At 43.4% G+C, this 14655-nt stretch carries 15 protein-coding genes; 1 reads left to right on the plus strand and 14 read right to left on the minus strand.

What is annotated here, in order from left to right; all coding sequences use genetic code 11:
• Positions 1-87 precede the first annotated feature (87 nt).
• The 12 genes from NSQ20_RS18550 to NSQ20_RS18605 all read right to left on the minus strand — a co-directional run bounded on the left by NSQ20_RS18550 (position 88) and on the right by NSQ20_RS18605 (position 10891).
• Entirely contained in the window at positions 88-480 is a 393-nt protein-coding gene (locus NSQ20_RS18550) for a DUF2500 domain-containing protein (protein WP_017688132.1), read from the minus strand.
• Between the two features lie 210 nt (positions 481-690).
• Entirely contained in the window at positions 691-1260 is a 570-nt protein-coding gene (locus tag NSQ20_RS18555) for a hypothetical protein (protein ID WP_340030546.1), read from the minus strand.
• 253 nt (positions 1261-1513) lie between these two features.
• Complete coding sequence (locus NSQ20_RS18560; protein ID WP_340030548.1) at positions 1514-2653, minus strand: collagen-like protein; 1140 nt, start codon at positions 2651-2653, stop codon at positions 1514-1516.
• A gap of 315 nt (positions 2654-2968) precedes the next feature.
• Positions 2969-3562, minus strand: a complete 594-nt coding sequence (locus tag NSQ20_RS18565) for a C39 family peptidase (RefSeq protein ID WP_340030550.1) — start codon at positions 3560-3562, stop codon at positions 2969-2971.
• Between the two features lie 175 nt (positions 3563-3737).
• A complete protein-coding gene (locus tag NSQ20_RS18570; RefSeq protein WP_036613736.1) occupies positions 3738-4484 on the minus strand; it encodes a class I SAM-dependent methyltransferase in 747 nt (248 codons plus the stop codon).
• 335 nt (positions 4485-4819) lie between these two features.
• On the minus strand, positions 4820-5320 hold the full coding sequence (locus NSQ20_RS18575) for a hypothetical protein (RefSeq protein ID WP_036613734.1): 501 nt from the start codon (positions 5318-5320) through the stop codon (positions 4820-4822).
• 92 nt (positions 5321-5412) lie between these two features.
• Entirely contained in the window at positions 5413-5838 is a 426-nt protein-coding gene (locus tag NSQ20_RS18580; RefSeq protein WP_036613733.1) for an NUDIX domain-containing protein, read from the minus strand.
• 57 nt (positions 5839-5895) lie between these two features.
• Entirely contained in the window at positions 5896-6675 is a 780-nt protein-coding gene (locus NSQ20_RS18585) for a phosphotransferase (RefSeq protein WP_340030551.1), read from the minus strand.
• A gap of 352 nt (positions 6676-7027) precedes the next feature.
• Positions 7028-8665, minus strand: a complete 1638-nt coding sequence (locus tag NSQ20_RS18590) for a peptidase G2 autoproteolytic cleavage domain-containing protein (protein ID WP_051447325.1) — start codon at positions 8663-8665, stop codon at positions 7028-7030.
• A 207-nt stretch (positions 8666-8872) separates the two neighbouring features.
• Positions 8873-9037, minus strand: coding sequence for a helix-turn-helix domain-containing protein (locus NSQ20_RS18595; RefSeq protein ID WP_143780985.1), 165 nt, complete (start codon positions 9035-9037; stop codon positions 8873-8875).
• A 218-nt stretch (positions 9038-9255) separates the two neighbouring features.
• On the minus strand, positions 9256-9465 hold the full coding sequence (locus NSQ20_RS18600) for a hypothetical protein (RefSeq protein WP_051447324.1): 210 nt from the start codon (positions 9463-9465) through the stop codon (positions 9256-9258).
• A gap of 148 nt (positions 9466-9613) precedes the next feature.
• Positions 9614-10891: a YCF48-related protein gene (locus NSQ20_RS18605; protein ID WP_340030552.1), complete on the minus strand. Its 1278-nt coding sequence runs from the start codon at positions 10889-10891 to the stop codon at positions 9614-9616.
• Positions 10892-11228: 337 nt separating this feature from the next.
• Here NSQ20_RS18605 and NSQ20_RS18610 point away from each other — a divergent pair, with 337 nt between their 5' ends.
• Positions 11229-12158, plus strand: a complete 930-nt coding sequence (locus NSQ20_RS18610) for an L-lactate dehydrogenase (RefSeq protein ID WP_036613729.1) — start codon at positions 11229-11231, stop codon at positions 12156-12158.
• Positions 12159-12430: 272 nt separating this feature from the next.
• Here NSQ20_RS18610 and NSQ20_RS18615 read toward each other — a convergent pair whose 3' ends face one another.
• Positions 12431-13351, minus strand: coding sequence for a tyrosine-type recombinase/integrase (locus NSQ20_RS18615; RefSeq protein WP_340030553.1), 921 nt, complete (start codon positions 13349-13351; stop codon positions 12431-12433).
• 98 nt (positions 13352-13449) lie between these two features.
• On the minus strand, positions 13450-14529 hold the full coding sequence (locus NSQ20_RS18620; protein WP_340030554.1) for a hypothetical protein: 1080 nt from the start codon (positions 14527-14529) through the stop codon (positions 13450-13452).
• Between the last annotated feature and the right edge of the window lie 126 nt (positions 14530-14655).

Raw genomic sequence — 14655 nt, forward strand, 5'->3', positions numbered from 1 at the left:
ATATAAAAACACGTTAGGCCCATTAAGAAACGCTTGTCCAGTAAATAATCAAAAAAGCTCACGCCATTCTGGCGCAAGCTGCTCAGTTTAACCCCGTAGGCGTTCAGAATATACGCGATTATATCGCTCGAAGCCTACATAACGCGTTCCTTTGAACGAGAGCCGTCCTTCATCCCCCTCAGCACACAAACCATACTCTTCGCCATTGACTTTGAATTCGAGCCGATCTCCACTTTCTACTTCAAAGGTGACGTAGTATAACGTTCGTGCTGTACTGCCCGGTTCAGATTGCGACTGACTCATCTTCATCCGTCTGCTGGTGATTCGTGAAGGCACGGTCAATAGCGGCTCCGAGTTGTTGCGTCCCCACCTCCATACCTCCTTTCCCATCGACAGAAGGACTATACCTATAATCAGAACAAATACAACCGGAAAGACGGTTCCAAACAAATCAAACATCCAGGATGATTCAATGCCCATGTCTCTCCCTCCGTTCATACAACTTAGGACAGCCGGAGTCTTGACCCGTCTCCTGTAATGTATATGCACGTAAACAAGGAACTTGTTATCCGGATTGAAATCGAACGGTGTGAAGGGAAAAACCCTCCGGCAGAATACCGAAGGGTTGCTTCATACGAAAAATAAGTACTATTTCATTATCTAATACCTTGCTTAACTAGCAGCCATGTTTTACTTAAAGGTTGTTGCAAATCGATGATCCAACAATATAACCTGATTGACCTGTCCCTCTTTTGTCAGCATAAACGATGCACGATAGATAGCCAGATCATCTTTTTCCGCTTGTAGCGACTTCTCATCCAGGAATGTTTCCTTCTGAATATGATAGGCATAATCGATATTACGTTCAGATTCGACTAAAACATATTCCTTGCCATACAGATCGAGAATTTCTTGATGTGTCATCCCCGCCTCTGCCCCGCGAGCCGTCTTAAAGTACCCTTTCGAGTCCTTATTCAAGATGATACTAACGACTTGGGCATCCCTATAACCAATCGTGATTCCGTTATTGTATTGATAGGATTGACCCACACCGGTTGATGTTCCCTCACCGAGGATTTTCTCCGCCTCTTCCTGACTCATTCCATACGTAATCTTATCCTCACTGTCAGTCTTCGTCACAGCCAGATCCTGTTCTGAAAATTCGTTTGGATTGAATTTGCTATTGCCGCAAGCCGTGATCATGATTAATAATAATGCCGCAACAATCCATGTTATTTTTCTCCAGTGTCCATTCTTCATGTACTCACCTCTGATGTTTTTCCAATATTTTATCATATTATCTACTGAAAAAATAATTAGTAGTGACGTTTTCACCATTTCTCACAAAACAAAAAGAGTATCCGATATGTAGTTACTCCTGTACCATTATCCGCTCCAACTGAGATAACAGCCTCAGGTAAAGCACTGCTATCTCAGTTCAAGCAAACCCATGTTACCCTTGTGGATGCATATTTAATAAAGCTGAGGACAATTAGCTAGCCTGTTAACTGATTCACGCTAATTGTGTGATCACAAGATGTGCCGATACAGGTCTTGTTCCGCCCGCAAGTGGCGTGATTGTTAATGCAGTAGCATTACCAGCCGGGTTCCGAACGGTCAGAATAGAATTAATCACGGTTGTCTGCACTAAAGCCATACCCACAATCTGAGACGTTCCCGTTGCTCGCCCAACTACAGTAGGAGCCAAATCTGCCCCATTGAGAGTTAAGATTAATTGACCGGCTTCATTGATGCTCACCTGGAACAAAATCTGATACGTACCAATGGCTGCCAGATTGAATGAACTAGGCCCCGTACGTGCGATAGTTGTTCCACTTGTCGGCCCATCCTGAGGAAAGCTTACATCAGTACCGGGAGCAACCGTTGCTGCATTATCAGGTGGCATCAGTGCGAAAAAGTCAGCAAATCCCAGTACGCCTCCAGCTGCTCCTGTTGCACCTGTACCTCCCGTGGCTCCAGCTGGACCAGCTACTCCTGTAGCACCAGTCGGGCCTACTGCTCCTGCTGCACCGGCTGGCCCTGCCGGACCTACTGCTCCTGCTGCACCGGCTGGCCCTGCCGGACCTACTGCTCCTGCTGCACCGGCTGGCCCAGCAGGGCCTACCGCTCCTGCTGCACCGGCTGGGCCTGCCGGGCCTACTGCTCCTGCAGCTCCTGTCGCACCCGTCGGCCCAACAGCTCCAGCAACACCTTGAGGCCCAATTGCCCCGGCAGGTCCAGGATTACCCTGCGGACCTTGTGGCCCTACGGCCCCTGCTTCTCCCGGAATCCCCTGTGCTCCCATAGGTCCAGCAGGCCCGACCGGACCTTGAGAACCTACCGCTCCAGCAGGACCAGGCTGTCCCTGAGGCCCTTGTGGTCCAGGTGGCCCCCCTGCTGGTCCTTGAGCTCCAGTTGGCCCTTCAACCCCTTGTTTACCTGGAATACCTTGTACGCCCTGTACGCCTTGTATACCTTGTGGTCCTGTTGGGCCAACGACAGTAGGGGTAGATATATTCACTTCTGGAGGCGGACATTTTACTTGAACGAACTTTTTGACCACTTTCAATCGGCGTTCTTTTCTTTTAACTTTACACGGATGGAATGTTGCCTTTTTTCTCTTCATACGTTTCTTCACTTCTGAATGACTCACAGTGTGGACACCTCCCTATAGACATGGTTTAACGTACGTATGTAGATGAAAAGATGCGTGGACGAACAACCATTTTAACTAAAAAACTCCGCTAATTATCAGGTAAAACAATAAAATCAGTAGCAACTGCCTATACGTTTGATCTATTTTGTTCAAAACCATTAATTGAGTCGAGCTGGTTTACGTGAGGAGATTTGTTCAAAAAAACTCATGCCATTTGGGCATGAGTTGCTTGGTTTAACTAAGCAGACGTTCCGAATAAAGCAGATTAGTTCGTTTAAAGAAATATATCTTGTCCCTTGAAAGAGAGCCGTCTTAAATCTGCATCGGGTGTACGACGATATAGGAGTTTTGAGAAAAAGGTAACCACGACCTACATAACATGTTGAGTTCACTTATGCTGACTTTTCGATTGTAATATTCTTCATCACAATTAATCTTGTGGTCTAACGATTCTGCCAAGTAAAAATGCGTTTCATCATAACCAACGACGGGAACAAAATGCAAATAACGTTGTTTGGGATGTACTCTAATAAATAAAATAACAGGCACCCCTTGGCTGATCTGTTTCTTCAACGTATTCACATTTCCTCGTAAGTACATTGCCTGATATCCTAGTTTTCCGAAAAAAACAACGACCGCTTTGGGATATACCGTACCATCCAGTAATTTGCGAGGATAGGTTTCATAAAGCTTTGTTCCGTTGGACTCCAAACCGAAATGTCTCAAGACAAACGCACTGGAAAATGCAGCGCATTCGTAGTTTTTCTGCATATCCAAACGATTTGAAGATTGAATGTAATATGTGCTTGGCACATTGACTGTGTACATGCGATCTTTCTTAGGAAAACTGAAATAAAGGGAGATCACCCAGAGAATAATCAACCAAAATAATACATTGAGAAACAATTCGTGACCTCCTTCGTCTCATCAAGATGTCTTTTAGATGTTCATTCCTCGCACCAGTTCTTTAAAACCCATTCTTTAATTTTAGTTAAAATAAAATTTGATCTATTACGTTCTCCATTGATCTGCTTTCAACCCATAAATAAACATAGCCCACTCTCCGATTCATTTCATTTAATCACCGTTTTCTTGCTTTAATCACAAAGGATACAGGTAACATCTTTGCTCTTTTAAGGAGACTATCGCTATTATTATGTAATTGCATGATATCCTCATCGGATTCTTCTATCATTTGTTCAATGACAAATCCCGCTTTCGCTAACGCATTGACATAGGTTGATAGTTGACGATCAGCCAAGGTTAATTCACCCTGACAAAAGTCAGGAGATATCGCATACCACGATTCATCAGAATACGGCTTATTGAAGACAAATCTATCATTTTCTTCAACGACACATCTATGAATTGGATGAGACCAACTGAAAATAAAAATACCATCTTTCTTTAAATAAGAAGCGATTCGGCTGAAAGTACCTTCAAGATCGGTTGTCCAACCTATGGCATAAATCGAATACACAGCGTCAAAATAATTAGTAGGAATCCCACATTCCTCTTCCATGGGTGAACATATCAATGTTGCAGGAATTCCGTATGTCCTCAAGTGTTGTTGTGTCTTTTCTATCTGTTTCTGGGATATATCCATACCCCACAGTTCACCTGCTTTGCGGTCTCCATGATACTGCAAGGATTGACCATTTCCACAGCCCACCTCTAACATCTTTAAACCTGAGACATCACCAAAAAGTTGGTGTTTTTCTTCCGAGATAAATGCTCCATAATATGGAAGCACGATTGCTCTCAAAAAGTCATTCCCTTTTGTATCCCAATAAAAGCTGTTTGTTTCATAAACACTGTGCTTGTTCATCTGATAGCCTCCTTTATACACTACATTCAGAACATTACTTGTTACCTTCGTTGAAATATGTAATCTCATTGCCATGAAGTAAGCTTTTAAAGCCGTTCTTGTAGTAAGGCATAAGCTCATCTGCCTGTGTTATATCCAACCATGCAATCTCTGGTCTTGATATCTCTTCTCTCCCTCCGACGATTTCCGCTCTGAATGTGATAAAAATGGCATGTTCTTTGATTTCTTCAAATTTACACTCGTTTATACTTCATCGACTCGTTTCATTGATTGAACTTCCTTTCCGGAATTGACCTTCAAATCTTTTTCGTTCATCATGACTACTTAGAACCTGCCTAACTTATCAATTTTTTGTTATTTTCTATTGTTTGTTCTTCTATATATTTTTTAATAATCATTTCTCCTTCAGTTGAATTCAAAAATTCTCTTATCTCATTCCCTTTTGATTTTTCCAGCGAAGTAGATTCTTCTCTTTCAGTCTTAAATCCAAGTAACATTATTGCTATTCCTAGGCTAATTAAAGTGAAAAAATCACTATACGTATTCACCTCTTTAACAGAGATAGCGACCTTTATATTAGGCAAAACTATAATAGCCATCACTGCACATCCAAGAAACAATGGGCGAAAACTAGATAAAACCTTGCTAAGTTTCAAACCCTTACTTGCCATTATTCTTTTAATCACAAATTCCATTAAGTCATATAGGATAAGAAAAAATGCTGCTATCGATATGTATAACAACCACTTACCAGTCACATTAATATAAGGAGTTAGTCTTAAGATTGATAAAATAATGAAGCTAACTCCGGCCACCTTAGTAAAGGTTACGTTCAATGTAATTCCCCCTATTGTAGTTTTGGTCAATTAACAAACACTTGTACATTTTCCCAAAACAATTAGATAACACCACGCTTTTCCGGAAACTTTTAAATATTATTTTCATCACTGAATTCAATGCAAAAAGGTTGCATCTCAGGTTCTAAACAATACTCTATTCTTTCTCTGAAGTTTTTCCATTCGACTTTTAAAATGGCTTCATCGATCGGAAAGAAACCAGACTCTAAACTCTCCGATGATGTGATTAATTCTCCTCCTATTGGTCTTGCTAGAAATAATGTGTTACATATTGAATTTTCGATATTCTGAAATATTCCACAGAATTTGATGATTTCAATGTCGATTCCAGACTCCTCTTTCGTTTCTCTGATCGCAGCTTGACTTAGGGATTCTCCTTCTTCTACTTGACCGCCTGGCATTTCCCATCCTCTTCGTGGTCCTCTAATAAGTAATAATTCATTTTGTTCGTTTATCACGATTGCAGCGGCAGATAAGATATGTTTTGGAGGGCTCATTTATTCGACTCCTTCTAGAGAGATTAATATACGTTTGAAGAACAATTTATAGCCAGACTAAAAGAAGTTATATATCCCATCTTCAAAATAATTATATTCTTCATCCGTTATTCTTAACTTTCCATACCCTTTATAAAATATTTCTCTATCTCTTTCATTATCAAACGCGTTCTGTTTCGGTCTAATGGCTAATGCTACATCATATCTTGGATCGCCATAAGCTGCTCCTGCCCAGTCAATAACTCCAACAATCTTGCAATCATTAACTAGCACATTATCAATAGTAAAATCTCCATGAATGAAAGTGTTCTCTATTGGTTTTGGTCTTCCTTCTTTCAACTGTTGAAGTAGTTCTTCTGATCCGTCTACAGCAAAGTGAGTTAGATTATATTCTGCTTTGTTAAGCATTGTATCTAACCAAGGAGTGTTATTGTTCAATAACTCAACAGGACAAGAGCATTCATGTATTTTCTTTAAACAAAGCCCAAAGTTAAAAATCGCTTTTTCTTTACTTTGGAGGTCAGGCATCTTAGAGAGAAATTCTCTTAAACTTATTCCATCAATATAATCCATCAGAAGCCATCTCGATGTGTCCTCAGTATGGAATGAATACACCTTTGGAACAGGGAGTCCCGTATGGTAAAGGTATTGGAGCACCTTATATTCATCGGATAACCATTCATTATAAAGATCGTTTTCTGTTTTCTTGATGATGTACTTCTGGTCGAATGTATCCAGAATAGCCACAGTAGAAGTATGACCTTGCTTAGGAAAAGTGATTTTCTGGACTTCCCCTATATGTTCTTTTATTTCAATTGGGAGATTCTGAATAATCATGGTTTCATCCTTTCTACTATCTCATGCCCTTTCTCTTTCAGATAAAGTCAATTAAAAAAATCCACATTTTGAGACATTTACCTTAATTGTTTCTATAATAACCCATGCTGCAATATTTGCGAAGTGAATTTAAAGCGTATACATTTCTCTCCAAATCAAAAAGAACCCTCCCGCAGGAGCGTTCTCCGTGAATGATTAGCCTAAGCATACATTAAATCCATCTTACTATAATTTTCGCTCACATACGTTTGTAGTTATACAAGCTGATTTAGCGTGACGATCCCAGAATACAAAAAATCCCAACTTTTGAAAGATTGGACCTATAGCTATTTAAAATCGTTTCAAGCTCCGTTTATTTGACAAGGACTTTAATCTGATTGGCTCCTGTTCTTGCTAATACTCGGAACCCTTCTGCAGCAGCAGTTGCAATTCCTTCATCATTAGGTCGGCAGTAACCATCCACTTGACAGGTTCCATCATCCCTCACAAGGAGCTTCCCCATCATTCCTATGGCTACCCATTCCATTCGATCTATGCGGGAGACGTACTCGCGTGAATGGTCATAAGAGGCGCTAATAACAGCACTGTTGATTGTATAAGCTGGTACTATAACCTCTCCCCGCTCATCCTTCTGCTCCGGAACTACTCTGTCTTCGTATTGGATCTTGCCCCATTCGTCTGTTTCATATTTGCCCATCCAATTTAGGTGGCTGGCTCCCCCTATAAATGATGGTCTCGCACTGACAATACCTGCAACATAGTCATCTGTGTTTGTTGCTTTCCTAACTTTTTCACCAACCGTTGTTACGAAATATCCCGGTTCAATCGGCTGCCCATCTATCGTCTCAAACATTTCGGCATAATCGGCAGCAGGCGACATAACGGTTCCATCAATATATAGATTGCCGGTTGAGCCTTGGAGTACAGCGGCTAATCCATAACCAGGACCTGTACCATTGGCTAAATGCCATGAACCAGGATATAACGTTTGGCCATATCTACCCATTATATGGGAGTTAACATGATCGGAAAGAACGTTAGTAAAATTCCCTTCAGCATGTGAATAATTTGCATTAGCCTGAGTAAAGGCGCCTTCTGAGCTTGAAGCTGTAGCAGTTGATCTCGTTTCCTGACCTCTTGCATGGGAATAAACACCGCTAGCTAGTGTTCCTTCGCCCTCTGCATGAGATACTATACCGGAAGCAGTAGTATAATAACCTTCAGCATGTGAAAAATCACCGGAAGCTTTTGTATAAACTCCTTCGGCATGGGAGTACGTTGCTGAAGCCACACTACCTAAACCTTCAGCGTGTGAACCAGTGTTGGAAGCTATTGTACCGGTTCCTTCGGCATGAGATGCTAAACCGGATGCTGTAGCATAAAATGCTCCTTCCGCATGAGCATATAACCCACTTGCCGTTGTTTGAAATCCCTCTGCATGAGAAGCATCTCCACTGGCTACTGTAAACTGTCCTTCGGCATGTGCGCCTGCCCCAGATGCCGTTGTATTCGTACCTTCAGCATGAGATGCATCACCGACAGCCGCCGCCCCTACTCCTTCAGCGTGAGAAGCATTTCCACTGGCGTCTGAATCAGCACCCTCCGCATGGGCTCCGTACCCAGATGCAACGGTTCGGGCTCCTTCTGCATGGGCAGCGTGGCCCGAAGAGACGGAAAGGTACCCTTCGGCGTGAGCCTCATAACCGGATGCTGTCGTATAAGCCCCTTCTGCATGGGCCGCATCAATCGTAGCCAGTGTCATATACCCTTCGGCGTGAGATGCGGCTCCGGAAGCGCTTGTGTGGCTTCCTTCCGCATGGGCTGAATCCATGCTGGCATTACTTTGATATCCTTCCGCATGGGCTGCTGATGCACTGGCTGTAGTCTGATATCCTTCCGCATGAGAAGCAAACCCGCTTGCGGTGGTTGTATTCCCTTCTGCCTCTGAACAAAGACCGGAAGCGTTTTGATTACAGTCTGAATCTGCCATCTACCATTCCCCCTATTAGTCTTGCTACTCTCTAATCTATTACAATAAAAAAGGCATGGTCACGGCATCTATCTTCTTTCCGCTTTTATCCTCGTAAATGATTTCAACTAACCAACCTAAATATTTCACTAGCATGTTCACCCCTCCAATGAGAACGCTTGTTTGTATTATATATTTGCTTCCTCCTTCCAGATTACCAAGCCTTTTTTAGCACTCATTCTCCCGTTTCAGTTTCTGTACATAGCGTTCTTGATCCAAGTATTCTTTACGTCGACCTCGCTGATCCATCAGTCCAAACTCACCTTGTTCCCGATATTTTCGCATCCAGCGCTTCATTCGTCCTGGGTAATGAATCCCCAGATGTTCATTAATCTTTCGATAAGTCTACCCCTCAACCGTAAGCAGACGAATAGTCTCATTTTTTATCTTCTCTGAATACGTTTTAAACTTTTGTCCCTTAATCGCCATAAAAAATACACCCCCTAGAATTTCATCGGCTAAACCCAAGGGGTTTTCCAATGTCTATTCTAAGGGGTGCACTTCAGAGGCAAAACGTTGATATATCAGCCTTCTTTGATCAGTTTTGATAACTAAGCATACATTAGATCCATATACCCGCGAGTTACATCTCCACCTTCGGCTGGTTCGGGCTGGTCTGCCTGTGCGTGTTCTGCCATGCAAGCCTTCACTGCTTCCTCTGTTGTACAACGATTGGCATCGTCACATGTGTAGCATAATTGAAGCATATATCTGGTTAATTCATCCGCCTGCGTGATTTGAGTTTGACCGTTGGTTCTCATCTTCATCACTCCTTCTCTTGTTGAGTTAAATATATCACCTTCTAGCGGATTTATTTGTGATTTATTTCACAAACTAAGCAAAAAAAGAAAAGGAACCGTTAAGCTCCTCTCCTTTCTCCTATCTATTCACATCGATAACACTCTACGTTTAAAGTACTTTCCAATGTACACCGCCATCTACCGTTTGCAATAACAACGATCTTTTGGCATCTGTATTTTCAACCAATATCCAGCCAAGCTTGGGGGTAACCATCTGCATCTTCACAATCTCCGGATAGTCTTCGAGAATTTTCTCCAGTACACTGCTTGCAGGAAGAGCGCTCCACGTTTTGCCCGCATCCTTGGTGTGGTAGGTTATGCCCTTTTGCATCGACCAACCTTCCGATGCATTCAGAAATACCGGTGAAAGGTTACGATTCGGACCCGTTTGTTTGTTTAAAGTGAAATTGGAAAGCTTCCAGCTCTTACCTCCATCGGTGGTAAAGAATCCATTGAATGTTGTGCTCTCCCCTTGAGAACAGGACATTGACATCCAGGCTGACTGCGCTTCACGTCCAAAAAATTGTGGTGAACTAACACTGAAATTACCACACCCGTTGAATTTGTTTCGATCAAAGAAGGATGGTCCAGTATTCCAGTTCTCTCCACCGTCTGATGTTACATACAACTTCGGTGTGCCGAACTCCAGCGCTGTTAAGAAACCATGTTTTGGATCCGAGAAAGTCATGCCCGTGGTGTATCCACGTTTGGAAATCTCTTCTGCTTCCTGTTTGCCATCTTCATCACTGGATGACATCCGATTCCAAGTAATTCCACCGTCCTCGGTGAAGTAAAGTTTCTTGTCCTGTTTACCAATAGCGGTATCGACCGTGGTGAGAATCCAGCCTTTTTCAGGAGATACAAATGAGATCGCAGTCACTTTATCCGTCTTGGACAGAGAAGACAGGCTCCAAGTTACGCCTCCATTATTGGTGCGAAGCACCATGGTATCTGTTCCACCCATGCCTTCACGAACAATCCAACCATGTGCACGATCTACAAAATAAATGCTTTGTCCATATTTAGGGTTAGCCGGAAACTGTACATTTTCCGAAGGTGAAATATTGGTCCAGGTCTTTCCCTGATCCTGAGTGTAGTACAGGCGCAGCGCATTCCGCGTCACCCCCCACGCCAATCCTCCGTTGTCATTGAGCAACTGAAAATCGGTCAAACGGGTCTGTATTTGGTACTTGGCCATATCTGCAGATTCTGTACTGTTCACAGGGGGAACGACAGTTAACGTCTGCCCTGTATTCCCGGCGTCCTCCTGCTGCTGCGGAGGTTCTGCTACCGGAGGTTGATCTGAGTCGGTGCATGCAGCCAATACAGCTGCTATACCTATAGACAGCAATGCTGTCTGCGCGATTTTAATCCATTGCAAACGCAAGTGGGTTCCACCTCTCTCATCCAATATACAGGCGCGCATGCCTGTCCTATGGCGTTTTATTTACGATTCATCAGAATCCACTGCTCCTATTCTACCACAAACCTTATGTAAAAGGCTCATTGCCCACTCATGGTTGGACCGCTCCCTTTTTCCAGTTCATACTCTGGGCTATAGGTCGCACATTTATTACCATTAATTTCATCCTAAACTGTTTTTCGACGGAATACTTGGTAAAAAGACATGAAATGTGAACTATTTTATAGACAATACTCGCTTTATATTCTCTAATCCCTTAATATGGATGGGAGTATAACCCAAAAAGGAGAGGATATTGAACATGACAAATAGTGCAGCTCTGAAACCAAGTCGTGTCGTGATTGTAGGCATGGGTGCGGTGGGAACAACAACGGGATACACGCTAATGTTGAGACAGCGTTCGTCCGAGTTGGTATTTGTGGATGTGAATCATGATAAAGCAACCGGCGAAATGCTGGATATGAACCACGGTCTTCCATTTACGGGAGGCGTGAAAGTATGGGCTGGCGATTATTCCGACTGCAAAGATGCAGATATCATTATTATTACAGCCGGCGCTTCCCAGAAGCCGGGCGAAACCCGGATTGATCTGCTGAAGAAAAATGCAAGCATTTTCAAAGATATTATCGAGCGTATTACTGAAGTGAATTCTCATGGTATTTTGCTGATTGCAACCAATCCTGTAGATATTTTGTCCTATACTTCATGGAAACAAAGTGGATGGCCTGCTTCACGTGTCATCGGTTCAGGTACATTGCTCGATAGCGCACGTTTCCGTTACCTGATTGGTAAAAATAAAGGGATCGACCCGCGTAGTATTCACGCACACATTATTGGTGAGCACGGCGATTCCGAAGTACCAGTATGGAGCCTGGCTAACGTTGCAGGAACAGATCTGGAATTGGATGAAGAAACACAGCAGGATATCTTCGACCGTACCAAAAATGCAGCGTATGAGATTATTAATGCCAAAGGAGCGACTTCCTATGCAATCGCCCTTGCTCTTGACCGCATTGTAGCTGCAATTCTCGGCAACGAAGGCTCCGTTCTGAACGTATCCACGTACCTTGAAGATTACAATGGTGTATCGGATGTTTATCTGGGTGTTCCATGTGTTGTCGATCGCAACGGTGTGCGCGAAATTCTGCCTCTTCCGTTGAATGAAACCGAAAAGGTGGCTTTCCAGGCTTCTGCTAACAAATTAAAAGAACAGATCGCTGGACTCGAGTAATTCAATCGCGCAATCATTCATATCGTGAACGATTCAGCACGTTAAAAGTTGTAAATTAAGATATCTGTCTTAGCCAAAAGGGCCATTTGTTTCTTCTAAAGAGAAGAGGCGAATGGTTCTTTTGTTTGATTTCTATTATAGGCCTATTTAGATTTCAGATATTAGTTTACATAATATTAATTATGTTTAAATATCCACCATCCAAATCAATAACAAAAAAAGCCTGTCACTTGGACAGACTCCTTTTCGGATTAAATATTGGCTTTTTTCTTCTAATATGTCGGAAGTTTAACGTCCAGCAGAGCCATAGCCTCTTCTTTCTCCCTACTGGTGACGTGTGTGTACACGGTTGTTGTTTGAATCGATGCATGACCAAGCAGTTCCTGTACCGTACGCAAGTCGGCTCCACGCCGTAACATCATGGTCGCGAACGAGTGACGCAGCTTATGACTGGAGTAGTTTTGACGTTGATTGGCTGGTGATTCCTGCTGGAAGCGTTCAAAGGTTTCCGTAGATATGAGCTGGATGCTGCGAATCGACAGTCTCTTCCCTTTTTGCGAGACAAATAACGCTTCCTCTTTTGGCCGCCAAGGATCGAGACGCTCAGCCATCGCTTGAGATAATACTTTTGCAACAGTCTCCGGTACAGGGAGTGAGCGCCATTTACGACCTTTACCAAATACATCTAATGTACGCCGCTCCGCATTATAGTCTTTGCAATCCAACGCGTGCACTTCTCCAACCCGTAATCCCATATACCCCATCAATAGAAAAACTGCCAGATTACGTGTACGATACTTGCCTTCTACCGACTCCAGAAAACGTGTCAGCCCACTTTCATCAAGGAAAACGGGCGCACGGTTTTTCTCGGTTTTGGATTTTTTGATCCCAAACGCCGGATTATTGGTTAACAATTCAAGTTCAATGAGGGACTTGTAAAAACAGTTCACCGCCGCATGTTTACGATTTCTCGTGGCATCACTAACCCCACGCTCCCGCGCGCGGGACAGAAAAGACAACACATGCAGCTTTTTGACCTGCTCCAGTGACTTTCCTTGAATGGAGACCAGGAATTCCACCACGTCACCGGTGTATGATTTTACCGTATGGCCTGTATATCCGGCGTCCTTCATCCATATGTAAAAAGCTTCAAGCTCGTCCGCATATTGCTCCTGAATCTCCTCGGTCATCATCTGTCTACGTCACCTCGATTCGGTTCTTTATAAATTGACTAAGATTATTTACACGGGCACTGCGATGACAGAACAACCTTCTTAAGCTGAACAGTGCTCTAGGCTTCGTCCACAATGACAACATCAATCAGGGGAATGATCGCTTCGGGTTTGCCTTGACTGCGAGTAAGTACAAACGATGGCAATGGATTCTCGTGCAGCCCATTCACGGATTCACAGATCTGAGTATATAAATCCATATGCAATGTCTCGCCTTCACCCTCCACATCAATAACAGGCCAATCGTTCTGAACGCAGGCAGGCCAGTAAGCCAGCTCATTCGCAGGTACGATACTTAATTGTTGAATGGACGGATCAATACGGTAGATCCCTTGCCGATCAGGTTGATCGCCCAGTTTGTTCACGGCAAGTATTCCAGCCGACTGCTCATCTGGTGCAGAATAGAGTGAATAACACCATGGAGTCACGCCCCAGGCAATCGCCATCAGCCCCTCTTCCAGCAACGTATCTGACAGATTGCCTTCGGCAAATTGCTCGATCAGATTATGGTTGCCCGGTCCCATCAGTTCCCCTACACGTTCAGCGAGTCGAGGCAGGTCAGCGAGAATGAATCCCCCTCTGCCGTAGGAGTCAAACACATGATGGTTTCTGCTCCACACAGCTTGAGTTGGTGAACTCAACGACGCTGCTTCTGCCGGGAAAAGCGATATATATACGGTGATAACTTGCGCATACTTAACCATTGCAAGTTGTTCAGGTTCGAGTGTACCTTCAGCAATACGAGGTGTTTTCATATGCAGGGAGATTCGAAGTTCGTATCCCCCCTCTGTAAATACTGACCAACCAAGATTAACAGACTGTTCAACGCCTTCAATAGATGCAATGGAGATTGAACTATCCGGTTTCAGGTTAACAGCATACTGCACGTATGCCAGCTCCTGACCATAGATGATATTGGCATCCTGACGATTGACCGGTGAATCCAACTGTTGTGCAATGACAGATACTTTACGTCCATCCTTCAGAAGGCGCTGCGGATCAATATCTAACTGTAGGTCATCTGCACCTCCTGATTGTGAAACAATTAATTGCGCCTCTGCAAGTACGGATGAGTCAGCTAGTGCAAATCCAAAAGCTGCTTTTTGATGATTTGAATTCGTATGTAATGGTGTGTTCATGATACATCCCCTCTCTTATGTCTGATGGCATGTCACATCCCCAAATATATTTCATATTTGGCTTAGCCGCAACCCCGCCCCCGTGATTAAGTTCGTCACGTCCCTTATTACTTACCCATATATGAA

The organism is Paenibacillus sp. FSL K6-1122, from assembly GCF_037977015.1.
GTDB lineage: Bacteria > Bacillota > Bacilli > Paenibacillales > Paenibacillaceae > Paenibacillus > Paenibacillus amylolyticus.

What these genes read in the sequence shown, in the direction of transcription:
- NSQ20_RS18585 (WP_340030551.1), bottom strand. Translation starts at nt 6,675, where the DNA reads ATGATTATTCAGAATCTCCCAATTGAAATAAAAGAACATATAGGGGAA.
- NSQ20_RS18550 (WP_017688132.1), bottom strand. Translation starts at nt 480, where the DNA reads ATGGGCATTGAATCATCCTGGATGTTTGATTTGTTTGGAACCGTCTTT.
- NSQ20_RS18600 (WP_051447324.1), bottom strand. Translation starts at nt 9,465, where the DNA reads ATGAGAACCAACGGTCAAACTCAAATCACGCAGGCGGATGAATTAACC.
- NSQ20_RS18580 (WP_036613733.1), bottom strand. Translation starts at nt 5,838, where the DNA reads ATGAGCCCTCCAAAACATATCTTATCTGCCGCTGCAATCGTGATAAAC.
- NSQ20_RS18615 (WP_340030553.1), bottom strand. Translation starts at nt 13,351, where the DNA reads ATGATGACCGAGGAGATTCAGGAGCAATATGCGGACGAGCTTGAAGCT.
- NSQ20_RS18610 (WP_036613729.1), top strand. Translation starts at nt 11,229, where the DNA reads ATGACAAATAGTGCAGCTCTGAAACCAAGTCGTGTCGTGATTGTAGGC.
- NSQ20_RS18590 (WP_051447325.1), bottom strand. Translation starts at nt 8,665, where the DNA reads ATGGCAGATTCAGACTGTAATCAAAACGCTTCCGGTCTTTGTTCAGAG.
- NSQ20_RS18555 (WP_340030546.1), bottom strand. Translation starts at nt 1,260, where the DNA reads ATGAAGAATGGACACTGGAGAAAAATAACATGGATTGTTGCGGCATTA.
- NSQ20_RS18570 (WP_036613736.1), bottom strand. Translation starts at nt 4,484, where the DNA reads ATGAACAAGCACAGTGTTTATGAAACAAACAGCTTTTATTGGGATACA.
- NSQ20_RS18620 (WP_340030554.1), bottom strand. Translation starts at nt 14,529, where the DNA reads ATGAACACACCATTACATACGAATTCAAATCATCAAAAAGCAGCTTTT.